The sequence below is a fragment of the Gluconobacter sphaericus NBRC 12467 genome (genome assembly GCF_006539125.1).
Taxonomy (GTDB): Bacteria; Pseudomonadota; Alphaproteobacteria; order Acetobacterales; family Acetobacteraceae; genus Gluconobacter; species Gluconobacter sphaericus.
In genome coordinates this window covers 169855-193560 of record NZ_BJMK01000002.1, presented here as the reverse complement: position 1 = coordinate 193560, position 23706 = coordinate 169855, and the positions used below count along the sequence as shown (strand labels likewise).

Below are 23706 nucleotides of genomic sequence, written 5' to 3'. Positions count from 1 at the left end.
ATTACTCTCCTTCCGTCAGTTGCCCGGCAGAACCGGGACCATCGTTATCTGTCATGTGCCGGTTCTGCTGCAGCCAGAGCATACGGTAGATTTCACAGCGCTCCAGCAAGACACGGTGAGGTGCAATATCGATCAGTTTGCCCTGATCCATAACAGCGATCTGGTGGCAGTTTACAAGAGACGACAGACGATGGGAAACGATCACCATCGTGCGGCCCTTGCCAATCCGTTGCAGATTAGCGTTCACAAGCGCTTCAGATTCCGGGTCCAGCGCTGATGTGGCCTCATCCAGAATCATCAGCTTCGGATCACTGATGACCGCACGAGCAATAGCAAGCCGCTGCCGCTGGCCACCTGAGATATTGGTCGAGCCTTCTTCAATCCAGGTATCATAGCCAGCTGGCATGCGCTCGATGAACTCTTCGGCACCGGCAAGGCGCGCGGCACGGATCGCGTCGTCGATCGTCAGCCCCGGACGACCCGCCGTGATGTTATCACGGATCGTTCCACGGAACAGGAAGTTGTCCTGAAGCACCACGCCAAAGGAGCGACGCAGATGGGTCAGATTGATTTCACGCAGATCTACACCGTCGAGACGCAGATAACCGGTGTAGTTCCGGCTCACACCCTGCAGAAGGCGCGTGATCGTCGATTTACCGGAGCCCGACCGTCCGACGAGACCCAGCATCGTGCCGGCAGGAATGTCGAACGTGACATTATTGAGGGCTTTTGCTGTCGACCCGGGGTAGGAGAAGTCAACATGACTGAACGAGAGCGCGCCCTTGATGACAGGGCGCATGCCCGTTGTCAGCGCCTTGGTTTCCGTCGGCTGGTTCAGAACCATTCCCGCTTCACTCAAGGAAACACTAACCTCATTGAAGGCTTCCATCAGCTTGGCAAGATTGACAAGCGGGCTGGCGACACGGCCACCGAGCATCATGAAGCCCATGAGAGCGCCGGACTGCATGGAACTGGAATTCGTCAGGATCAGATAGGCCCCAACCAAGATGATACCGCGGTTGATGAAGATCTCGAACGGCATAACCAGGGTCTGCGGCCAACTGGCCATGCGACCGGCCGCAAGCTTCCAGCGCACCACATCTGCCGTGCGCTCATCCCACAGTTCACGCCGCGTCGTTTCCAGAGCCAGGGTCTTGACCGTCCGGATACCAGCGACCGTCTCGTAGAGGACGGAGCCACGCTTCATCTCAGCAAGCACCTGGCGCCCCATCACGCGGGTAACCAAAGGCAGGAAGATCACCACGATGAGACCGATACAACCTGCGGCGGCCAGCGTCATCCATGCGAGAGTAGGGCTCATCACGAACAGGATGGGCAGAATCACGATAAGGGTGAAGAGGTCGAGCAAGGTGCTCATCAGCTGCCCGGTCAAGAAGTCCCGGACTTTAAAGACAGCCATGAACCGACCCAGGATTTCACCCGTCTGTTCGCGCTCATAGAACTCGAGCGGAAGGGCGAGAAGCCTGTTGAAAGCATGCAACGAGATACGGGCATCCAGCCGGGTGGACAGGATGAGGGACAGCTCGCGCCGGGCGTAGGTCAGCAGAATTTCGTAGAACGAGAGAATGACGACAAAGCCGGTCAGGGAAACCAGCGTCGCCATGGAGTGGTAGTTCACCACCCGATCGACGACCTGCATGACGATCAGAGCAGGAAAGACCTGCAGAATACTCAAAGTCAGCGAAGCAAAGGCGATGTCCCGCATCACCTGCTTTTCGCGAAGTACCATCTTCGCGAACCAGAGCAGATCGAATCTGGCATCAGCCTCGGATTCATCACGTCGACGTTTGACCAGCAGCACATCGCCGGTCCAGACCTGCATGAGGCGCAGTTCATCGACGGGGACCGGGGCGTCACCTTCGCCGCCCATCGGATCACGGAGCCATACCACGCCTTTTTCGGCATCGGCACGGACCATCAGACCCGCCGAACCATCCTTAAACATTAGGACGACAGGCGGAGAATTGCGGATCTTGACGAGATAACGCCACCGCAGGCGCATGCCTTTGGCAACGGCGCCCTGTTCGTTTAACCAGCGCGCGAGGGTGGCGGGGGAGGGCGAATCCTCACCTGGTTCCGCCGCAAAATCGCGGATATCCAGTTCCAGGCCGTGATAGCGGGCGGCGGCCAGGACAGCGTAAAGCCGGATGACGGTCGGACTGACCCTTCCGCCGGGTCCTGACAAGCTCTGGGTATGCTCCACGAAATGTCCTCTATGCTGTTGTCGCGCCAAGGCGGACCAAAGGGCGGCACCACAGGCAGGAACGCCAGTTTATCCTCTCATGAATAGAGAAGACTCTCTTTTCCGTCACCACCCCTGCAGGCAGGAAATGAAAAATACCTGATGCCAGCATAGTCCAGACAGATCAAAAACTCATTACCTCCTTCAAGCATAAACACACGCGTCATGAGGACGTTTTATTGAAAACACGTGATATGATCAGAGAAAACCATATCCAGTGTCCTGTTATTCCCAATCGGACGTTTTGATCTTTTCCCTTTTCGTCACGGGGTTTAGGCTTTTCTGAAAGTGTTGGCTTTCCTCTCCGCCCTTTCCGAGACCGTTACTTTGTCGTGTACCCTCCGTTAACGAGAATGGTCTGCCCGGTCATCCACCAGCCATCCGAAACCAGGCAACGGACGATGGGTACAACGTCCTCGGACGTCTCCAGAATCGACTTCTTGAGAACCTTGCCAGCCGTATCGAACGGCTGATCGTCGCACCCGCCCTTCCTGAGTTTCTGGACCGTTATCCGGGGCTGGACATTGAATTGGACATGACGGATCGCAGTATCAACCTGGCTGAAGATGGGACGAACTGTGTACTACGGTCGGGCCTTTGCAGGATTCTAGCCTGATCGGCCGGAAACTGGGGCTACTGCCAGTCTTCAAGGTCGCAAGCCCGTCCTATCTGGCACAGCATGGCACCCCGCAGCGTCCCGCCGATCTGTCCGCGCATCAAGCCATTCTCTACACCTCGCCTACCACGGATCGTATCGAAGACTGGAAGTCTTTACTGAATGGCTAAGCGGACTTCTGAACGCGCACTGTTTTCCCAAAGATACCGAAAGCTGAACCTGGGAACCGGCTACGGCCCTTCCCTTTTGTGCCTCTGTGTCCCATCTGAAGACAGACTCCACAAGTCCCGATTGGATTTTTGATGCAGCTCTCCCGCATCTATGCCTCCCTGCCAGAGCGTTTTTCCGCCCCCCTCTCCCCGGCACCGTTTCGCAATCCACAGATCGTGACGCTGAATGAGCCTCTGGCGCGCGAACTCGGGATGAACCCGGACTGGCTGCGTAGCCCGGCGGGGATCGCCTTTCTGAGCCAGGGCTTGCGACCGGACGGAGGCGCACCGGTCGCCATGGCTTATGCCGGACATCAGTTCGGACATTTCGTCCCGAGCCTCGGGGACGGGCGAGCCATGCTGGTCGGTGAAGTGACGGACCGGTCCGGGCGCCTGCGGGACATTCATCTCAAGGGCTCCGGGCCGACACCGTTTTCCCGACGTGGGGACGGACGGGCGGCTCTGGGGCCGGTTCTGCGCGAATATATGGTCAGTGAAGCCATGCATGCGCTCGGCATTCCCACGGCACGCGCTCTTGCCGCCCTGACGACAGGCGAGAGCGTTGCCCGCGAGACGATGCAGCCCGGCGGCGTTATCGTGCGAGTCGCCTCCAGCCATGTGCGGGTCGGGACGTTCCAGTATTTCGCAGCGCAGGGCGATATCGAAGGAGTGCGCATTCTTGCGGACCATGTAATCGGACGTCTGTATCCGGAACTGGCGGAGGCAGAAAATCCCTATCTGGCGCTTCTGGAAGCCGTGACGGCACGGCAGGCGGATCTGGTGGCGCGCTGGATGCTGGTCGGGTTCATTCATGGCGTCATGAACACGGACAACATGTCCATCGCAGGCGAAACCATCGATTTCGGCCCCTGCGCGTTTCTGGACGCCTATGATCCAGCGAAAGTCTTCAGCTTCATCGACCAGAACGGGCGCTATGCCTACGGCAACCAGCCGGACATGGCGCTGTGGAACCTTGGACGACTGGCAGAAGCGCTGCTGCCCCTGCTGGACAGCAATCGCGAGAAGGCGATCGAACAGGCCAAAGACGCGCTGATGCGCTTTGATGGCGTGTTCAACGACACCTATCTGGTCGGCTGGCGGCGGAAGCTGGGTCTGGCGCGGGAAGAAAACGGAGATGCCAGGCTCACGGGACGCCTGCTGACGGCCATGCATCGGGGCGACGCAGATTTCACGCTAACATTCCGACGGCTTGGCGACATGGTGCGTACCGAACAGACGGACAGTCTCGTGACGCTGTTCGGACCAGGTTCGGGGATTGAAGACTGGATCGGAGACTGGCTGGCGCGACTGGGCCGGGAAGAGCGTCCGGTCGAAGCCAGTTACACGGACATGCAGACGACCAATCCCCGCATCATTCCACGCAATCACAGGATCGAAGAGACGATCCAGTCAGCGGTAGCGGGCGATTACGCGCCGTTCCACCGTCTGGTTGAGACGCTGTCACACCCGTTTGATGATGCGGCAGACGGGTTTGAGGTACCCCCGGCACCTCATGAGAAGGTCATGAATACATTCTGCGGCACCTGACGCACCGCAGGGAAAAGGATCAGAACAGCCGGATCAGGCGACTTGCGGCGTCAGCAGGCGGCTGCGGTTGAACAGGCTTTTGACCTGAGCATACAGTACTCCGAAATCCGGCATGCAGGCGTTGTGAAGCGCGCGCACGCTCTCATGCGTGGCATAGAAACGCAGGGTGCTCAGGCTTCCACTCATGATGGCCGTCCCCAGAAAGACACCATCGACATGAATGACCTTGGAACTCAGCATTGGCCTTCAACCTCGTCATGACTCCCACGTCGGGAGCACAAAATGTTTCCACGTTCCACACGAGCCCCTCCTCAGGGCTCCACCGATCTGGAACGCGTCACTAACGAGGCTCATGCCATATCGTTGCTTAAAGGAACGTGACCTTTTTATGATACGGTGTGCCGGCTACGGAACGATCTTGCTCCTTTCCCGGAACCTCATGGAAGGCAGGGGATGGACTCACCCCGAGCCATGCGGGAAAACGCACACCATGTCTCGCAAAGCTCCTTCCGCCCATCACCTGACCGCCGCTGACCAGCCGAATCTGTGGCTGCCTTATACCCAGATGCAAACCGCGCCTTTCCCTGTGGAAGCCGTCAGCACTTCGGCAAGCCGGATCACACTTGCGGATGGACGCGAGCTTGTGGATGGCGTGGCGGCATGGTGGACGGCCTGTCATGGCTACAGCCATCCACACATTCATGCGGCGCTGGTCCGGCAGGCGGAGCGGATGCCGCATGTGATGTTCGGCGGGATGGTGCATGAACCCGCCATCCGTCTGGCCGCACGACTGGCGGCAATGCTGCCGGGGGATCTGGAGCGCGTGTTCTTCACCGATTCCGGGTCGGTCGCGATGGAAGTCGCGATTAAGATGGCCGTGCAGTACCACATCAACCAAGGCACAGAAGGACGGCAGAAAATTCTGTCTTTCCGCGGCGGGTATCACGGGGACACGCTGGGTATGATGTCCATCTGCGACCCCGAGGAAGGCATGCACAGCCTGTTCGCCGGCGTTCTGCCCGAACAGGTTCTGGCCGATCTGCCCGTAGACGCGGCCAGTCTGGCGCAGCTTGAAGCGCTGCTGGCAGAACGTGGCGACAGCATCGCAGCAATAGTCACAGAGCCTCTCGTTCAGGGGGCGGGCGGCATGCTGTTTCATGACCCCGAGGTCCTGCGCCGTCTGCGCAAACTGTGCGATCGGCACGGGACTTTGCTGATCCTGGATGAGATCTTCACCGGTTTTGGACGCACCGGGACGATGTTCGCCTGCGAACAGGCAGGGGTCGTGCCGGATATCGTGGCGCTCTCGAAAGCCCTGACAGGCGGAACCATGGCGCTGGCGGCCACAGTGGCGCGACAGGGTGTCTTCGAAGCGTTCCTGTCCGACAACGCGGGACACGCCCTGATGCACGGGCCAACATTCATGGCCAATCCACTGGCCTGCGCAGTTGCCAATGCGTCGCTCGACCTGTTCGAGACCGAGCCGCGACTGGAGCAGGTCGCGGCCATCGCGGCCCAGCTGTCGCGGGAGTTGGAGCCATGCCGCACGCTGCCCGGCGTCAGGGATGTACGCGTCCTTGGTGCAATCGGCGTGGTGGAGCTTGAGACGCTGGACAATCCGGATGCCCTGCGCCGCGCCTTTGTGGAGCGCGGTGTCTGGATCCGGCCTTTCCGCAACATCGTCTATCTGACGCCCGCCTTCACGATCAAGCCCGAAGAACTCACGCGCCTGACGACAGCCATCGTGGACGTGTTGCGGGAGGCCGCATGAGCCTGTTCGACAACCATTTCACAGCCACCCTGACTGAACGCGAAGTCGCCGGAACGCGCCGGACCCTGCGTCCAGTGCTCCGGCAGGACGGCATGATCGTCCGTGACGGGCGACAGATGCTGGATGTGTCGTCCAACGACTATCTCGGGCTGGCGGATCATCTGCTGCTGCGCGAACGCGCTGCCGACTGGGCGCTGCGCTTCGGGACAGGCGCGCGCGCCTCTCGGCTGGTCAGCGGAACGCTGGACCTGCACCGGCGGGTCGAGACGAAAATGGCCACCTTCAAGGGCTGCGAAGATGCGATCCTGTTCGCCTCGGGCTGGCAGGCCAACGCCTCCGTCATGCCTGCACTCTGTGCGCTATCCGTGGCCCGAACAGGCGCGCCGATGCTGGTGTTTTCGGACCGGTTGAACCATGCCAGCCTGCATCATGGCTGCGCAGCGGCCGGCGTGCGACAGATTCGCTTCCGGCATAACGACCTATCCCATCTAGAAACCTTGCTGGCCCGCGAGGCCGAAAAACCCGGATTGCGGATGATCGTGACGGAGAGCGTATTCTCCATGGACGGAGACCGCGCCGATATTCCGGCCCTGCGCGCACTGGCGGACCGGGCCGGGGCATTCCTTTATGTGGACGAAGCCCATGCGACCGGCGTTCTAGGGCCAAAGGGTCGCGGATTGTCCTGCGGAATGGCCGATCTGACGATGGGAACGTGCAGCAAGGCGCTGGGCGGCATGGGCGCATATATCACGGGCTCGAAACCGCTCTGCGACTATCTGGTGAATCATGCGTCGGGCTTTATTTACAGCACGGCCCTACCCCCTGCGGTTCTGGGCGCAATTGACGCAGCACTGGATGTCGTACCGGGCCTGAATGTGGAACGCGCCCAGTTGCTTGGACAGGCAGAACGGCTTCGGACCATGCTGCACGGGGCTGGACTGTCCACAGCCGACTCCACGACACAGATTGTTCCTGTCCTGATCGGAGAGTCCGAACGCGCAATGCAGGTCGCAGCCGGACTTGAGGAGGCCGGGTTCCTGACGGTAGCGATCCGCCCACCGACCGTTCCAGCCGGAACCGCGCGACTACGGCTGGCGCTCCACGCCCGGCTAAACGATTCGGAAATCGACCGTCTGGGGCAGGCCGTCATCGCTCTGACAAGAGACATCGCATGACACGGGCGCTGTATCTTATGCATGGCTGGGGGTTTGACGCGTCCTTCTGGGCAGCGATGCTGGCGCATCTGCCGGATGTGAGCACACAGATCGTGGATTGCGGATATTTCGGCTCAGAACATCGCCCGCCCCTGCCGCAAACGCCCTATCTGGCTGTCGGGCATTCGGCAGGATCGCTGGCCCTGCTGGGACAAGACCTGTCAGGGTGTGAGGGACTAGTGTTTTTCAACGGCTTTCCGCGTTTCACAGCCGCACCAGATTTCCCGGACGGCACACCCGAGAGAGTCCTAATCCGGATGCGCGCGCGCCTGAAGCGTGATCCGGCCAGCGTTCTGCACGATTTCCGTGCGCTTTGTGGAACGGATGCGCCACTTCCCGGCACACCGGATGTGGATGCACTGGCGCAGGGACTGGAAGAGCTCCAGTCCCTGGACTGTCGCTCACAGGCTGCGAATTGGAAGAACAAACTACACTGGATGACGGGAACCGACGATCCGTTCGGTGCCGCCAAGGCCGGTTTTACAACACCGGGCGAACGGGTTGAAGGCAAGCATCTTCTGCCCCTCACTCACCCTGAATTCTGCGCAAACTTCGTGCGGCGGTGGCTCGATGACCCACGCTGATACTCCCGAAAACCTCCTGCGCCGAAACAACATCGCCGCACGATTTGACGCGGCGCAGGACTATGACGCCGCTGCCCATCTTCAGCGTCGCTGCGCCATGGCACTGATGGATCGCATCCGGGCCGCTACAGCAGATGATGCTCCCGCGTCCATTCTGGAATTCGGCTGTGGTACCGGCTTCCTGACAGCCCAACTAGCGGATCAATTTCCGCAGGCCAGCCTGCTCGCGACCGATCTGGCGCCTGGCATGATCGCACGGGCACGTCAGCGACTTTCGGGAGAAGCCACCCGCTTTCACGTCATGGACGCAGAACACCCGGATACGTCCGGTCCGTTCGATCTGATTGCCTCCAGCCTGTGCCTGCAATGGTTCTCGAACCGCAGTGACGGTTTGCAGAGGCTTTGCAACCTGCTGGCGCCACAAGGGCAGCTGATGGTCACGACACTGCTACAGGGTAGTCTGGACGAATGGAAGCAGGCCTGCCTGGCTGAATGCGCGCCCTGTGGGGTACCGGATTATCCATCTGCACAGACGGTGCAAGCCGAGTGGCCCGCCGGTGGCACAGGAACATGGGAAGTGCTGACCCTGCATGACCCTGTGGACAGCGCGCGTATGTTCCTGCGAGGTCTGCGGCAAATCGGCGCGTCAATTCCTCGCATCGGCAGCTCTCCCGCCAGCACTGCGACCCTGCGCCGGGCCATGCGGCATTTTGATCGTACAAGTTCCAGCGTGACCTATCAGATCGGCATCGGGACATTCGTGAAATCCGTCGAAAAAACGGAAAGGACAGAGCCATGAACTTTCAACGCGGGGTTTTCGTCACGGGAACGGATACCGGGATCGGCAAGACGCTGGTCAGCGCCATTCTATGCCGCGCCTGGAACGCCACCTACTGGAAGCCGCTTCAGACCGGTCTTGCGGATGAGGAAGGCGATACGCCGACAGTGCGGGAGCTTGCAGGGATGTCTCCTGCGCGGATCATTCCCCCCGCCTATGCCTTTCAGGCCCCGCTTGCCCCGCTTGCAGCGGGCTATCTGGAAAACGTGACCGTCAATCCGGGACGACTTGTTCTGCCGCAGGTGCAGGGACCGCTGGTTGTGGAAGGCGCGGGTGGCCTGATGGTGCCGGTGCGTGAAGACATGATGATCGTAGACCTGATCAACAGCCTTGACCTGCCGGTCGTGCTGGTCACACGCAGCGGACTGGGGACGATCAATCACACACTTCTGAGCCTTGAGGCTTTGCGGCGACGCGGTATTCCGGTTCTGGGTGTGGTTCCGGTCGGACCGTCCAACCCCGGAAATGAATACGATATTGCACACTTCGGAAAAACGAATATCCTGTTTAGAATTCCGCAGCTTGACGCGATAACGGAAACGGTCGTCTCTGGATTATCAGGCCACGTTCCGTTACTTGATGTCTTGCAGCAACAGATTTCACAATAATGTGTCATCTTGACGCATGCCATAAAAAGGCCGCGTCAACCCTTGTGAAATAACGTCCTCGTCATAGAAGGGCTCTTCGCAACGCAAGGCTTCCGGCGTATCGCTGGAAAATCGGGCCTCGTTTCGGAGATGCCGACAGAAACTGGGATATTGGGAAGAGTATGAGTATCCTGCGCCGTGATCTGGTCAAGCTTGGGGCCGGACTGACCCTTCTGGGAACAGCCTCCCGTATGGCCCATGCCCAGTCCACAGCCACAGCGGCTTCTCCATCAGCCGGAACCGCCGCACCGGAATCGACGCCCTTTGACGATGGCACGGTCCGCCTTCTGGCGCAGCGCCTGTCGAAGAAGCCCTATTCCCCGCCGTCTCCGACGTTGCCAAATGCCATCGCGAACATGGATTTCGACCAGTTCCGCAGCATTGCCTTCAATCCAGAGAAGGCGCTGTGGCATGGTCAGAACCTGGCGTTCGACGTGGAATTCTTCCCGCGCGGCTTCCTGTACAAACCGCGGATCGGCATGAACGAGGTCACGGGCGGGCAGTCCACGCCCATCCCCTACGACCCCGATCTCTTCACCTATTCCAACCCCGTCCTGCGCGTCACAGATGATCTCGGCTTTTCGGGTCTGCGTCTGCGCTATGCGATCAACACGCCGGGCGTCATGGAAGAATGTGCCGTCTTTCTTGGCGCATCCTATTTCCGTGCCGTGGCCAAGGGACAGAATTACGGTCTGTCCGCCCGTGCGTTCGCGAATGGAACCGGCAATCCGAAGGGCGAAGAATTCGCCCTGTTCCGCGAGTTCTGGCTTGAAAAGCCCGAACCTGGCGTGGAGTCCATCGTCATTCATGCGCTGCTCGACAGCCCGTCACTGACCGGTGCGTTCCGCTTCACCATACGTCCAGGTGATACGACCGTTTTCGACGTGCAGTCCTCGCTGTTCCCGCGTCAGGACATCACGGAATCAGGGATCGCGCCACTCACAGGCATGTTCTATTTCGACGCCAACGAACGCAATCACGTCGATGACTGGCGTCCGGCTGCTCATGACAGCGAAGCCCTCCAGATCTGGACGGGTGCAGGGCAGCAGCTTTACCGGCCGCTCATCAACCCAACCGATCTCCAGTTCTCGGCTTTCGAGGACAGCAGCCCGCACGGTTTCGGTCTAATGCAGCGCAAGCGCTCCTTCCACGACTACGAGGATCTGGCGCTCAACTACCAGAAGCGTCCGTCACTGTGGATCGAGCCCATCGGCAACTGGGGCGACGGTGCCATCGATCTCGTGGAGATCCCGACGCCAAACGAAGTGAACGACAACATCGTCTCCTTCTGGCGCCCCAAGCAGCCCATAAAGGGCGGACAGGAATACAGCTACATCTACCGGATGTACTGGGGCTGGGATACGCCATGGCCGACCCAGATGGCCCGGGTTGCTGCAACGCGGGTTGGTAGTGTGACCGACCATGCCGATGCACGGTTCTTCGCGATCGACTTTACTGGCGCACCGTTCCAGAACGTGCCGCAGGGCACGAATTTCCATCTGATCTCGCAAGCCACACCCGGCACGATCCGCAACGTCGTGGTCGAGCCCAATCCCGAAATCCAGGGCTGGCGCGCAACCTTTGAGTTCGTGCCCGGCGATGCGAAAATGTGTGAACTTCAGGCCCAGCTCGCCAGCGATCAGGGTCCGATTTCAGAAAAATGGATGTATCGTTGGACGCCGTGACCGAATTTTCCCCTTCCGCCGGGCCGGCCACAGCCCCGTTCCTGCCGCCGGAAGCGCCGCTGGTCATGAAGGAGCAGAACCTTCACCAGCAGCCCGACCGTCACGGCAGACCTTTCCGTATCCTGCCGACCACGCCCTCCTTCCTGTGGCTGCGCCGCCTGTTCGTTTTTGGTGGTGCGCTGCTGCTGACGGGCTACGGCATGTACAGGATCAACCAGGTCTTCAACTCGCTCGGTGTCTCGGCACTGGGCGTCATCATTCTGCTCCTGTTCGCCATTCTCGCATTCTGGATTGCCCTGTCTTTTACGTCCTGCCTGGGGGGCTTCGTCTCGCTGATCAGGCGGGGCGGACTGGGGCTCGGCATTCATCGCACAGGACCGCTCCCGGAACTGAAAAGCCGCACCGCCGTCCTAATGCCGACCTATAACGAGGACCCGATGCGGGTCCTCGCCGGTCTGCGAGCCATTCACGACAGCATTCTAGCGACCGGGCAGATCGACGCCTTCGATTTCTTCATCCTGTCCGACACCACCAATCCGGATGTCTGGGTGCAGGAAGAGCGGGCTTTTCTAGAATTCCGCAAGGCCACGAACGGCGACAGGCGGATCTTCTACCGCCGCCGTCACAAGAATATCGACCGCAAGGCCGGCAATCTGGGCGACTGGGTCACGCGGTTTGGCTCATCCTATCAGCAGATGCTCACACTCGATGCGGACAGTGTCATGGATGGCAGCCTGATCGTGCGCATTACGGCGGCCATGGAGCAGCATAACGGTGTAGGCCTGATCCAGACCCTGCCAGTCATTGTGGGCGGCCGCACGCTTTTTGCCCGGATGCAGCAGTTTGCAGGCCGAGTTTATGGACCGCTGATCGCTCATGGCATCGCGTGGTGGCACGGATCGGAAGGTAATTACTGGGGTCATAACGCCGTCATCCGTACTCAGGCCTTCGCCGAACAGGCCGGTCTGCCGCATCTGAAGGGTAAGGCCCCCTTTGGCGGGCATATCCTCAGTCATGACTTTGTGGAAGCCGCACTCATGCGCCGTGGAGGCTGGGCCATTCACATGGTTCCGGGCCTGTTCGGCTCCTATGAAGAAAGCCCGCCGTCCCTGACGGATGTCGCCATCCGCGACCGTCGCTGGTGCCAGGGTAATCTGCAGCACAGTAAGATCCTTGGCACGAAGGGAATGCACTGGGTCAGCCGCGTCCACATGCTAACTGGCATCGGCTCCTACATCATGTCCCCGCTCTGGCTGCTGTTCCTCCTCTTCGGCATCCTTATCTCGCTCCAGTCCCATTTCTATCATCCCGAATATTTCGGCACCAAACCCACGCTTTATCCGCACTGGCCGCGGGTCGATCCGGTTCAGGCAAAGCTCGTCTTCATCGGAACAATGGGGATTCTTCTAGCACCGAAGGCCCTCGCATTCATCGCCATGATATTCGACCGCGCAGCCCTGCGCGGATCGGGCGGCATGTTCCGGCTTGCGGTCTCGATCGTACTGGAAACCCTGATTGGCGGCCTGATCGCACCGATTGCCATGCTGATCCAGACCTCCGGCGTCATTTCGATCTTACTAGGGCGGGATTCCGGCTGGAATGCTCAGAACCGTGACGATGGCCGGGTCTCGCTGAAGGAGGTGGCGCACGGTTACTGGATCTACACCGTGTTCGGCCTGCTTCTAGCCGTTGCGGCATGGTCCGTCTCGCAGGCGCTGTTCCTATGGATGACGCCAGTGCTGCTCGGACTGGTGCTCGCCATCCCGCTGGCCGCGCTGACGGCGAGCCGGGACGTCGGGCTGGGCCTGCGTCGTGCCGGGCTTCTATTGATTGAGGAGGAAACCGCCCCTCCGCCGATCCTTCAGCTCGCCGCCGCAAACGACACCGCGCGTGAACGCGCAGCCCATGCTCCCGATGCGCCGCCGGAAGAAGCCTTTGCCGCCCTCCGCCAGAACGCCACACTTTTAGCCGCCCATGAAGGCGCCCTGCCCCCTCCCCGCAAGCCGGGCGGCCCAATCGATGCCAATCTGCTCGTGGGACTGGTCAAGCTGAGAGAGGCACCATCCATTCAGATCGCGCTGGAACGCCTTTCACGTCAGGAGAAGGCCGCCGTGCTGGGAAATCCCGAAGGCATCCAGCTCATGGAACAGCTCAAGACCTGAACCCGCAGCGCTTTACGGCATAAAAAAACGCCCCGACCATAACAGGTCGGGGCGTTTTGCATTGAGGTGATGACGCCTTAATGTCCGACGACAGAAGAACCCCCAAAGGACTGAGCCTTCTTGATGATGTCGTTACACGTCATGACGCGCTTGTCCTTGGGCAGGGTACTGATGTCGAAGACATTGCCTCCAGCCGTCTGGAGCAGGCCCTTGCCACCGAGCGAATAGAACTGGTCACTCTGAACATCTGGGCGCTTCGCAATTGTTCGAGCGGCCACGATCGGCGACGTGCCGAGCACCAGTTTCTTCTGCACACAGTAATAGCTCAGTCCCGCAACGTTACCAGCCTGTGCATTCTCGATGGACGGAAGACCATCCGCGCCCAGCGTGCCCGGCGATGCGGCAGTTAGGATGCTCTTACCAGCAGCAACTGCCTGAAAATTGGCGGAAGGCAGGGTTGCCTGGGTTCCAGCCGGGATCGTCCGGACGGGGCTGCTCTGCGGGATAGGCGGGATCGTCTGGGCAACAGCAGCACCCGAAATGGCCAGTCCGGCAGCGGCAAGAACAACGAAATATTTATTCGAGATCATGGCACTATTCTTTCCATATACAGGATGACCTGCGCGCGCCGAGAAGGAGATACAGAAATCATCCAACCTGGGACATCATAAAAGATGATCCATTGCCTTAATTAACACTCAAGACCGGATGTGGTTTCTTGAAGGATACCCTTTTTCTTCATGACAATCATGCAAGAACTTTTGGATGATTACGATTTGTTGAACACATCGTGGACCTTCGCTTCCCCAGCAGGAGCGCATTGAATGGCGACGGTTTCTGCTTCACAGTTTACCCATGTCAAAGCTCCCCGATGCTCCCTCCGCCGCCCCCGTTCCTCCCGTTGCCCGCCGTGAACCACTGAGCACTACACAGCTTGGCCGGACACGCACGGATTCCTATGCCTGGATGAAAGATGAGAACTGGCAGCAGGTCTTGCGGGACCCATCCGTTCTGCGCGAGGACATCGCCGCACATCTGAAAGCGGAGAACGCCTACGCGGAAGCCGTACTGACGGGCATGGAGCCGTTGCGCGAGACACTTCTTCAGGAAATGATCGGCCGCATCCCGCCAGCAGAGGCCTCCGTGCCGGTCCCGGATGGTCCATGGGAATATTATGCCCGCTTCGAGGACGGAGCCCAGCATCCGCTGCGGGTTCGTTGCCCGCGCGGCGGTGGCACGGAACAGGTCCTGCTCGATGCCGATGCCCTCGCGAAGCAGCACGGCTATTACGCGCTCTCGCAGACCGACCATTCTCCCGATCACCGATATTTCGTCTACGCGGAGGACATTCAGGGATCCGAGGTCTATCGGATTCAGGTCGAGGATCTGGAAACCGGAAAGCTCTGCACCCCGCCCGTACCGAGCACGACAGGCAGCTTCGCCATTTCACCGGACAGCGAGTGGCTGTTTTGGATTTACCGGGATGACAATGGCCGTCCGTCGAAGATCTATCGCCGCCCGCTGACGGGAGGCGAGGATGTTCTGGTCTTTGATGAAACCGATCCGGGGTTCTTCCTCAGCATCGGCGTCAGCGCATCGCGCAAATGGATCGTCATCGAGCGCGGCGACCATGATACCAATGAGACATTACTCATCCCGGCTTCCGATCCGACGGCCCCGCCCGTCGTGGCGGCCCCTCTGGTACGGGGCGAGCGTTATTCCCTGACGCACTGGAACGACCGCTTCATCATCCTGACCAACGCAGGCGGAGCCGTGGACTTCCAGTTCATGCAGACGCCCGACACGGCAACGGAACGCGAGAACTGGGCGCCCTTCGTTCCGTATCGCGAAGGGCATTATCTCCTGGGGGCCAGCGCCTCGCGCGGGCATCTCGTCTGGGCCGAGCGTCGGGATGGCAACATCCATATTCTCGTCGTGCCCGAAGGCACGGAAGGCGATATCCGCGCGCAGGCTAAGGCCATCGGCATGGACGAGCCCGCCTATGACCTAACAATGCTGGGCACGCTGGAATATGACACCCCGGTCCTGCGCTACATCTACCAGTCGCCGACCAACCCAGCGCACTGGTACGATTACGACATGGCGAGCGGCGAGCGTGTGCTACGCAAGATCCGCGAAGTCCCGTCCGGCCATGATGCAAGCCGGTACGAGACGCGCCGCCTGTTTGCGACATCCCCAGATGGCGCGCAGGTTCCCATCACGGTCCTGATGCGCAAAGGACAGGTTCTGGACGGATCGGCCCCCCTTCTTCTGTATGGATATGGCTCCTACGGCATTGCCATGGACGCCGATTTCTCCACAACCGTATTCAGCCTGGTAGACCGGGGTTGGATCCATGCTATCGCCCATGTACGCGGTGGCTCTGAAAAGGGCTGGAACTGGTTTCTGGACGGACGCGGGGCGAAAAAAACCAACACATTCATCGATTTCATCGCCTGCGCCCACCACCTCGTCTCGGAAGGTTATGGCTCGGCCGGGCGCATCGTCGCGCAGGGCGGCTCAGCTGGCGGATTGCTGATGGGGGCGATCACGAACATGGCGCCCGAACTGTTTGCCGGCATCGCCGCCCAAGTGCCGTTCGTGGACATGCTTAACACCATGTCCGACGTCTCCCTGCCGCTCACGCCGCCGGAATGGCCAGAATGGGGCAATCCACTGGAAGACCCTGCCGCCTACGACCTGATCGACAGCTATTCGCCCTATGACAACATCGCACCCAAAGCGTATCCGCCAGTTCTAGCGATGGGTGGCCTGTCCGATCCGCGCGTAACCTACTGGGAGCCCGCGAAATGGATCGCCAAGCTGCGCGAAGTCACGTCCGGCGGCCCGTTCCTGTGCCGCATCAACATGGAAGCCGGCCACGGTGGCTCGTCGGGCCGCTTCAAAAGACTGGAAGAAGTCGCGCTCGTTCAGGCCTTCGCGATTTGGGCGATGGATCGCACTTATCGCACCTAATAAATAGCGGTATTGAGCCAGATCTGCATGGATAGCGCATCCTTCGTAGCAAAAAAGGGGTGGAACGACTGGCTCGACCCTCACGGATCAATAGAGCCTTCCCCTCACCGCTCCGCCGCCGGGCGCCAATGTCCATGACAGCCGAGAAGGGCAATCTGACCTTGGCCGAGATTCGCGCTCAACTGGCTGAGGATGACCATCACTGTGCCATCGGCACGCTGTAGCGCTTTTTCGCGCGCCATAAGATCAGATAAAAAATACCGCTCAAGCGGCGGAACTCGAACATCCGGACACGACACCAGGAGTGGCTCGATACCCTGCCCGATCTCGATCCGGCAGGGCTGGTCTTCATTGATTTAACCTGAGCTTCCACCAATATGGCGCGCCATTATGGGCGGTGTCGGCGCAGCCAGAAGCTGAACGCTGCAACGCTACATCGTCACTGGAAAACGGCGATAGTCGTCGCCGGGTTACGACCAAGCAATATCGTAACGCCCATGGCGCTGGATGCTCCGATCAATGGCCACAGCTTTCAGCGCTATGTCGATCGCGTGCTGATAGCCGATCTGCAGCCAGGCGACATTATCATCACGGACAATCTTGGCTCTCACAAAGGTCCTAGCGTTCAGGCCGCGCGAAGCAGCAGATGCTGATCGAGCTATTTCCTGCCTTACAGCCCGGACTGCAACTCCATTGAGAAGGCCTTCTCCAAACTCAAGGCCATCTTCGCAAAAGCGCAGAACGCAGACGCGACGTCTGGTGAGACAGGATCAGCATACTGATCGATCAGGTCTCACCAGAAGACCCCGAATCCACTTCGCTTTTATCTGAAGCGCGCATGCTCGCCCATCTGCTCCCGAGCTCTCACAACGTGATTGCTAGAAGCTTTCTTCATATTTTTTTAATGTTTTGTTTTTATTAACTCTCCCCTTGCCCTCACTTCACCTTTCGGTGATAAACGCCTCAGCTTAAAGGGCTGTAAAGATTTGTTTGCGGAAATTGGGAATTAAGAAGTGACAACTATTACCGTTACATCAAGTGGAAACTGGAGCGGAGAAAATTACAATTATAAAGATATTGTTCTCGACGGAACAAAAAGCGCAATCAGTGTAAATATTTCTCCAACACAATACTCTTGGGGAGACGAAGGAAGCGCATCCTCACCTTTCACGTCCAGTTCCCTTACAACAAAAGGCAATGTAACTCTTACGGGAAATGGTTACCTTACAATTGACGGAAGCGTTACCAACGACGGCGCCCTGGCTGTTGAATCTGCCAATTTAACAGTTCTTGGAACATTAACGGGAAGCGCTATAACCATTGCCGATGGCGGCGCCCTGACTGTTGGCACGCTCAAGGCTGCTGTGACGTTCGGTGCGTCCCCTGCAGATTCTTCTGCATACAACACCCTCACAGTCACAAACAATGCTGCCAGCGGTGTCCTCACCCTGAACAACCTGTCTCCGCGTGACAGAATTGTTTTCAACAATGGCGCGACCACGTCTCTTCATTGGAGCAACGACGGATCTGAAATTTTAGATCAAAATAATACAGTTCTGGCAAATGTGACATTTGCTAAAGGCTACAGCAAGGACAACTACTACTTCTCCGGAGACACGGTAACAATCGTCTGCTTCCTACCGGGCAGCATGATCCGTACGCCCAAAGGCGAAGTTGCTGTCGAAGATCTCCAGATCGGAGACAACGTTATTGCCCTTGACTGGGAAGCCAACAAAGATGTCAGCCGCTCTGTCGTATGGGCTGGAAAAGCGCATGCTGTGGTCAGCGCTCACCTGCCGGATGACGAAGCTGGCTGGCCGGTGCGCATTCTCAAGAACGCAATCGCTGATGGCGTACCCTACAAGGACATGCTGATCACCGCCGAGCATTGCCTGTTCCTTGACGGAAAGTTCGTACCCGCCCGTATGCTGGTAAACGGCAGCTCAATCTTCTACGACAAGTCCATCACGTCCTACGACTACTACCATGTCGAGACCGAGCAGCACTCTGTCATCACAGCCGACGGCATGCTGACCGAATCCTATCTCGACACCGGAAACCGCCGCTCTTTCCGCCAGGATGGCAAGGTCGTTTCCCTCACGCCGTCACGTGCCCTGCCCTGTCCTGGAACGACGACGCAGCAGCCCCCCTTGGTGTCAGCCGCGAGTTCGTCGAGCCGCTGTTCAGCCAGATCGAAGCCCGCGCAAAGCAGGCTGCAATTGCAAGCCAGAACTCGGCTCCAGTTCTGACCCAAGAATCCGATCTGCGTCTCGAGACGAGCAATGGCATGGTTATCCACGCTGCCCGAACGGCAGATGACCGCGTTGTTTTCATGATCCCGACGGGCGTGAAGAGTGTGCGCATCGTCTCCAACGCAAGCCGCCCCAGCGATGTCATTGGCCCGTTCGTCGATGACCGCCGCTACTTCGGCGTTGAGGTTGGCGAAGTCCTGATGTTCGAGAGCAATTGCACTCACAACATCACGGCACATCTGACCGAAGGTGAGCTGAATGGCTGGAATACACTCGAACAGGCAGGTACGCGCTGGACGGCTGGCAACGCCATGCTGCCCCTCGGCGAGCGTCACCCCAACAGCATTGCCCTTCTTGCTCTTCAGATCAAAAATGCGGGACCGTACGTCCTGAATGAGACTGCAAAGGCAGAAATCGCGGTTACAGCCTAAAGTCGCCCTGTAATATGACGTTACCCCCGCCCGGATCTGTGGGTGGGGGTAATCCATATTTAAACGAAAAACATGATACTACGCACTCTGCTTCAGCCTGGACTGTTCTAGTCCCCCAAGACGACCATGCACCGCAACGCCGGGCGAAGGATTTCCCGGGCGGGATGCTCCCCTACACCCTCATGCCCCGCATGGCACAACAAAGTACTCCATAGGCTGGTGGCACCCACCGAAACTCTCCGAGATATTTCAGGTACTCGTCGAGCTGTTTTTCAACGGCATGGTCGAAAAGACCCTCTCCATAGAACTGTCACCCGATGCGGGTGATTTCATCTGTGACCGAACAGATGGCGGATATCGTCGCCGAAGTGTTGGAAGGCGGCATGCGTAGAGCGGTGACGGCGGTTACCTTCTTCTGACACGACAGTCACGGTGGCCGTCATACCAGCGGCGAGCGTCAAGTCATCGGGGATCTTGTCGATCTTCACACGGACCGGGATACGCTGCGCCAGACGCACCCAAGTATAGACCGGATCCACTTCCGGAAGGCCCTGCTTGTTCACTAGCGCATTGTTGCTGGCGATACCGCGGGTGATGCTCTCGACATGACCGAAAAGCGGGTCGTGATAGCCCATCAGATCCATACGGACGAGGTCACCTTCGTCGAGATCATGAACCTTGGTTTCCTCGAAATAGCCGTCCACCCAGTAGGAACTGGTGTCGATGATGTGGATATTGACCACACCAGCGGTTGCGAAATCGCCAGGACGCATAATGAGGTTGGTCACGATGCCGTCGATGGAACTGCGGACTTCCGTTCGGTCGAGATTGATCGCGGCCTGACGTTCCGCGGCCTGCGCCGCGTCGTACTGGGCCTGCATCTGCTGGGACAGGGCCTCGTACTGCCGCTTTTCCTCAACGGAGACGGCCGTGCCGGGGATGGCCTTGCGCCACTGGGCCTGAACGACACGAAATTCAAGGTCGGCCTTGCGCTCGACCACACGGGCTTTGGCGGTATCGAGCGCCACCTTGAAGTCGAACGGGTCAATGACATAGAGCACGTCCCCCTTGTGAACGAACTGGTTGTCCTTCACTCGCACTTCGATGATCTGTCCCGAGACGCGCGGCGCGATATTGGCGACCTGCGCACGGACCTGTCCGTTCCGGGTCCAGGGAGAGGCCGTATAGTAATCCCACAGAATGACGACCACGAGAGCCGCCACCACGAGAATACAGAGCGTGATGGTCAAGCGGATCAGGCGATGGGCATTGGCAAGCACGGGAAGGTCACCTTGGTTGCGGAAGAAGAAGTTCGAAGGGGGATCAAAGGATCAGTGTGTAAAGACCAATCAGGCAGATCAGGATGCCGAACTGGGCCAGTGGCGGATCCCAGACGAAACGCCACAGATCGAACCAGCCCATGATCCAACGCAGGATAGCCAACGTCAGGAGCGCCAGCGCCAGATTGATCACGAACGCCGAAACCAGCACGCCATCGAGATCGACAACCTGTGTCATCACCATCGTTTGCGTCCTATTCCATAATGATGCACGGCGGAGCGGTTCAGGCGCACCATCGTCCGTACAGCTTCAAGACCACCAATACAGTTGATGATCATCGACTGCTCTTCGCGAATACCGTCAGACAAACGCTCGAAAAACATGGCCTGAAGTTCGGGAATTTCGGCTTCCAGAAGGCCGAGCCTATCGTGGGCCAACAAGCGGCGGACATGACGAACCATGGGCCTGAGGCCATGAAGATGCCCCGCCTGATCCAGATAGTGCCGAACACGGGCGATCGTGCTGGAAAAATCCTCAAGGGCCACGAAACGGTTGAAGACACGCCGGGAGCACAGGCCGGGATCGTGCATCCGGCCCGTCCACATCAGGAACTGGCTCAGGCGTTCGTATTTCCGGCTAAGAAGCGGCGGCCCCATCCGCTCGCCATGTCCAGCAAGCTGCCTCTCCAGATCATAGGCGATGGAAACCGCCAGCCGGAAGCGATGCCTTCGCGCCGTGGGGGGCCAGAGCAGGACCAGCAGCACGAAAGAGAGTACGGCCGCCATCGCATAGAAGGTATTGCGGGTGATGAAGGCCAGGGGGTCGTAATTGTGATGATTGCCGAGTCCGATAAACACCAGAAAGAACACGCCGTAATTGAAGCCGATGGCGCTTGTTTTCGGATTCATCAGCAACAGGCAGGAAATGACGGTCTGCGGCAAAAGCACCAGCGCCAGCCCCAACATGCTCTCAATATGGGGCAGAATCATAAAGTCCAGCCATGCCGCCACGAGAATGCCTGCAGGCATGCCGATAATCGCGCCCTTGCCGAACTGAGCGGTGTCAATGGCGGTAGACGCCAGCGTCAGAACCAGCGCCGTCTGCGCCAGGGCCGTAACGGAAGCCGGAATACTGGAGGCGAGACAAAGCGCGGCGGCCACACTAAAGCCCAGCAGGACACGCATCGCGTTGATGAACGCCGTCACATAGTCCGGATTGCTCTCGAGATGGGCCAGCTTGAGTGCATCGCCCGCCGGGGTAGCGCGCAGGAGCGTGTTCATACCGGTGCGGATATGCAGACGGTTACTAAGCAACGTCGAGCAGCGCTCGAAAAACCAGGCTTCCCGTGCTGAAGGGACGAAACCCGGGTCTTCCTTGCGGATGCCGTCCAGAATCGTATCCATTGTCTCAAGGCGGGTTGTGCCGTCCTCGGAGCGCTCATGCCAGGCCCGAACGTGACGGATCAGAATGTCGGAAATGCCGCCCGTTTCCAGAAGCAATGCAATCGCACGACTCGTGGTCAGGACCGTTAGCATGCCGATGATGCCCAGGCGCGCGCCCGCCATCCGCAGACGTCCGCGTTCAACTTCGGTCCGGGCGTAGGAAATCTGGGTCATGAGCGCGAGGATCTCGCCGCTTAGCCCGATCATCTCTTCCGGCGTTGCGATCGGCTCGCCCATGATGGCGGACTTTCCGGTCTGCCGCACACGATGGGACAGCGTCTCCATGGCCGTGGACAGTCTGCGCCAGGCTTCCGGAGAGCCCGAAAGAATGTTCACTACAGCGATGGATGCAACGCCAATGGCGATATCCGAGGCGCGCGCAATGCTGACAGGGTAGATGTTCTGCGGGTCATCCATAGTGGGGATGGCCACCAGCGCGACCGTATAGCCTGCCAGAAGTGCCCCATACGACCGAAAGTCACGCTCCAGCGACCCTACAAACGCACAGGCTGAAATCCAGAGGGCTGCGCCACCAAGAGAAAGAGCACGCTCCTCATTGAACATCGCAACAAGGATAATGGAGACACTGACACCGAGCACGGTGCCGGCAAGGCGGTAGAACGCCTTGGACAACGCCTGACCACGTAGAGGCTGCGCCAGGATCATGACGGTCACGCCAGCACTGGCCGGAGAGTCAAGCTGCGACCAGAAAGCCGTTCCAAGCGCCAGGACAAGTGCAAACCAGGTCCTGAGACTGAATTGGAGCCACCCTGGACGAAGAACTGACTGTAGTGCCTCAGTCAAGAGCGACACCCCCTAACCGGCACAGACTTTATCAGAATCAGCCCCACGGCCCTCATTACCAGAAGTAGACTTCCAACCTTAGGAGCGCTTGCCCGAAAAAGTTAGCCCTCGAATTCTCTGGACACGTTTTGACAGATGGTGCTTTGAATTTTCACCGTCCAGGAGGCTACTCTTCTTCGGGTGGGAGAGCGTTGCAGGCCGCAGTCAGCTTGGGGTCCGGATGGGATGTAGACGTACGACAATAGGTTCTGGCATCAGCACCACACATATTCGTGACATCCTCCATTTCTGAGGAAAGAACGTCACGCGCAACACCAATGTCCTGATTGTGTTCAGGATCGATGCCTTCTTCCTTGCTCAGCGCCGTCTGCGCCTGATGCATCTCCTTTAGCGCGTTGATGCAAGTGTCACCCGCCGCGTCAGGGTTGGTCTGCAGCACCCGAAGGATCTTGTTGATGGCAAAACCCTGCTGGTTAATCGTGGGATCGTCGTCATTAGTCTTGGCCTCGCCATCATCAGCCCGAACCGCGACAGGGCTGGCGAGGGCGAAGGTGAGAGGAAGAAGAGCCAGCAGAAGGGCGGGACGGGAATGGCGCTTGATCATGACTCTTACGTTAGGAGAAAATCCGAACTGGACAAAGACCCTGAACGAGGCTGTTGCAGGTTGTTGCAAACAGGCCGCAGCAAGGAATTCCGCCGTCTGCATGGCTTGCCAGCTTGACTCTGCAGGGCGGGATGGGTAATCGGGGCCATTCTTTCGCGGGCGTTCCGGCCCGCTGTCCGGTCCGCAAGGGCCTTACCCGTCGAGAGCCTGCAACCATGAAGATCCGCAACAGCCTGAAGTCCGCCAAGGTCCGCGACAAGGACTGCCGCGTTGTCCGCCGCCGCGGCCGCATTTACATCATCAACAAGAAGAACCCGCGCATGAAGGCTCGCCAGGGCTGAACCCCTTGGTCTGCCGGATGACGGACAGGCGGCGCTGG

General features: G+C 59.0%; 19 protein-coding genes and 2 pseudogenes. 13 read left to right on the top strand and 8 right to left on the bottom strand.

Annotated features, from left to right (window positions below; translation table 11 throughout):
* Nucleotide 1: 1 nt before the first annotated feature.
* Together GSP01_RS03005 and GSP01_RS03000 are read right to left on the bottom strand one after the other, a co-directional pair.
* A complete protein-coding gene (locus GSP01_RS03005; RefSeq protein ID WP_141350660.1) occupies nucleotides 2–2152 on the bottom strand; it encodes a peptidase domain-containing ABC transporter in 2151 nt (716 codons plus the stop codon).
* A gap of 433 nt (nucleotides 2153–2585) precedes the next feature.
* Nucleotides 2586–2681, bottom strand: a pseudogene (locus tag GSP01_RS03000) (SDR family oxidoreductase); the annotation flags it as partial.
* Between the two features lie 179 nt (nucleotides 2682–2860).
* On the opposite strand from GSP01_RS03000, the gene GSP01_RS15405 reads away from it, so the two are divergent.
* Together GSP01_RS15405 and GSP01_RS02990 are read left to right on the top strand one after the other, a co-directional pair.
* A complete protein-coding gene (locus GSP01_RS15405; protein WP_373320028.1) occupies nucleotides 2861–3049 on the top strand; it encodes a LysR substrate-binding domain-containing protein in 189 nt (62 codons plus the stop codon).
* A gap of 132 nt (nucleotides 3050–3181) precedes the next feature.
* Nucleotides 3182–4636 carry a protein adenylyltransferase SelO gene (locus GSP01_RS02990; RefSeq protein WP_141350539.1) on the top strand — a complete coding sequence of 485 codons (1455 nt, stop codon included), beginning with the start codon at nucleotides 3182–3184 and terminating at the stop codon, nucleotides 4634–4636.
* Nucleotides 4637–4669: 33 nt separating this feature from the next.
* On the opposite strand, the gene GSP01_RS02985 is transcribed toward GSP01_RS02990, so the two are convergent.
* Entirely contained in the window at nucleotides 4670–4876 is a 207-nt protein-coding gene (locus GSP01_RS02985) for a hypothetical protein (protein WP_141350536.1), read from the bottom strand.
* A gap of 250 nt (nucleotides 4877–5126) precedes the next feature.
* Between GSP01_RS02985 and GSP01_RS02980 the strand changes: the two genes are divergently transcribed.
* The 7 genes from GSP01_RS02980 (at nucleotide 5127) to mdoH (ending at nucleotide 13537) form a co-directional block, all read left to right on the top strand.
* Nucleotides 5127–6407 (top strand): adenosylmethionine--8-amino-7-oxononanoate transaminase, encoded by a 1281-nt coding sequence (locus GSP01_RS02980; protein ID WP_141350533.1) that lies wholly within the window; start codon nucleotides 5127–5129, stop codon nucleotides 6405–6407.
* Complete coding sequence (locus tag GSP01_RS02975; RefSeq protein WP_141350530.1) at nucleotides 6404–7582, top strand: aminotransferase class I/II-fold pyridoxal phosphate-dependent enzyme; 1179 nt, start codon at nucleotides 6404–6406, stop codon at nucleotides 7580–7582. The genes GSP01_RS02980 and GSP01_RS02975 overlap by 4 nt, the downstream gene beginning before the upstream one ends.
* A complete protein-coding gene (locus GSP01_RS02970) occupies nucleotides 7579–8205 on the top strand; it encodes an alpha/beta hydrolase family protein (protein ID WP_141350527.1) in 627 nt (208 codons plus the stop codon). Before GSP01_RS02975 ends, GSP01_RS02970 begins: the two co-directional genes overlap by 4 nt.
* Nucleotides 8192–9004 (top strand): methyltransferase domain-containing protein, encoded by an 813-nt coding sequence (locus GSP01_RS02965; RefSeq protein ID WP_141350525.1) that lies wholly within the window; start codon nucleotides 8192–8194, stop codon nucleotides 9002–9004. Before GSP01_RS02970 ends, GSP01_RS02965 begins: the two co-directional genes overlap by 14 nt.
* Nucleotides 9001–9651, top strand: a complete 651-nt coding sequence (gene bioD, locus GSP01_RS02960; protein WP_141350522.1) for a dethiobiotin synthase — start codon at nucleotides 9001–9003, stop codon at nucleotides 9649–9651. Before GSP01_RS02965 ends, bioD begins: the two co-directional genes overlap by 4 nt.
* 161 nt (nucleotides 9652–9812) lie before the next feature.
* Entirely contained in the window at nucleotides 9813–11375 is a 1563-nt protein-coding gene (locus tag GSP01_RS02955; protein WP_141350520.1) for a glucan biosynthesis protein, read from the top strand.
* Complete coding sequence (gene mdoH, locus GSP01_RS02950) at nucleotides 11351–13537, top strand: glucans biosynthesis glucosyltransferase MdoH (protein WP_141350517.1); 2187 nt, start codon at nucleotides 11351–11353, stop codon at nucleotides 13535–13537. The genes GSP01_RS02955 and mdoH overlap by 25 nt, the downstream gene beginning before the upstream one ends.
* A 77-nt stretch (nucleotides 13538–13614) precedes the next feature.
* On the opposite strand, the gene GSP01_RS02945 is transcribed toward mdoH, so the two are convergent.
* A complete protein-coding gene (locus tag GSP01_RS02945) occupies nucleotides 13615–14127 on the bottom strand; it encodes a DUF2501 domain-containing protein (protein ID WP_141350515.1) in 513 nt (170 codons plus the stop codon).
* A 265-nt stretch (nucleotides 14128–14392) separates the two neighbouring features.
* On the opposite strand from GSP01_RS02945, the gene GSP01_RS02940 reads away from it, so the two are divergent.
* The 3 genes and pseudogenes from GSP01_RS02940 (at nucleotide 14393) to GSP01_RS02930 (ending at nucleotide 19196) form a co-directional block, all read left to right on the top strand.
* Nucleotides 14393–16513 carry a S9 family peptidase gene (locus GSP01_RS02940; protein WP_141350512.1) on the top strand — a complete coding sequence of 707 codons (2121 nt, stop codon included), beginning with the start codon at nucleotides 14393–14395 and terminating at the stop codon, nucleotides 16511–16513.
* 377 nt (nucleotides 16514–16890) lie between these two features.
* Entirely contained in the window at nucleotides 16891–17166 is a 276-nt protein-coding gene (locus GSP01_RS02935) for a transposase (RefSeq protein ID WP_141350510.1), read from the top strand.
* A 360-nt stretch (nucleotides 17167–17526) separates the two neighbouring features.
* Nucleotides 17527–19196: pseudogene (locus GSP01_RS02930) on the top strand (Hint domain-containing protein).
* A gap of 329 nt (nucleotides 19197–19525) precedes the next feature.
* Here the strand turns inward: GSP01_RS02930 and GSP01_RS02925 are convergent.
* The 4 genes from GSP01_RS02925 to GSP01_RS02910 all read right to left on the bottom strand — a co-directional run bounded on the left by GSP01_RS02925 (nucleotide 19526) and on the right by GSP01_RS02910 (nucleotide 23327).
* Entirely contained in the window at nucleotides 19526–20476 is a 951-nt protein-coding gene (locus tag GSP01_RS02925) for a biotin/lipoyl-binding protein (RefSeq protein WP_141350507.1), read from the bottom strand.
* A 43-nt stretch (nucleotides 20477–20519) separates the two neighbouring features.
* Nucleotides 20520–20720, bottom strand: a complete 201-nt coding sequence (locus GSP01_RS02920) for a DUF1656 domain-containing protein (protein ID WP_141350505.1) — start codon at nucleotides 20718–20720, stop codon at nucleotides 20520–20522.
* Nucleotides 20714–22732, bottom strand: a complete 2019-nt coding sequence (locus tag GSP01_RS02915; RefSeq protein WP_255320852.1) for an FUSC family protein — start codon at nucleotides 22730–22732, stop codon at nucleotides 20714–20716. The genes GSP01_RS02920 and GSP01_RS02915 overlap by 7 nt, the downstream gene beginning before the upstream one ends.
* A gap of 157 nt (nucleotides 22733–22889) precedes the next feature.
* A complete protein-coding gene (locus GSP01_RS02910) occupies nucleotides 22890–23327 on the bottom strand; it encodes a hypothetical protein (RefSeq protein WP_141350499.1) in 438 nt (145 codons plus the stop codon).
* Nucleotides 23328–23542: 215 nt separating this feature from the next.
* On the opposite strand from GSP01_RS02910, the gene ykgO reads away from it, so the two are divergent.
* On the top strand, nucleotides 23543–23668 hold the full coding sequence (gene ykgO / locus GSP01_RS02905; RefSeq protein WP_141350496.1) for a type B 50S ribosomal protein L36: 126 nt from the start codon (nucleotides 23543–23545) through the stop codon (nucleotides 23666–23668).
* Nucleotides 23669–23706: the final 38 nt, after the last annotated feature.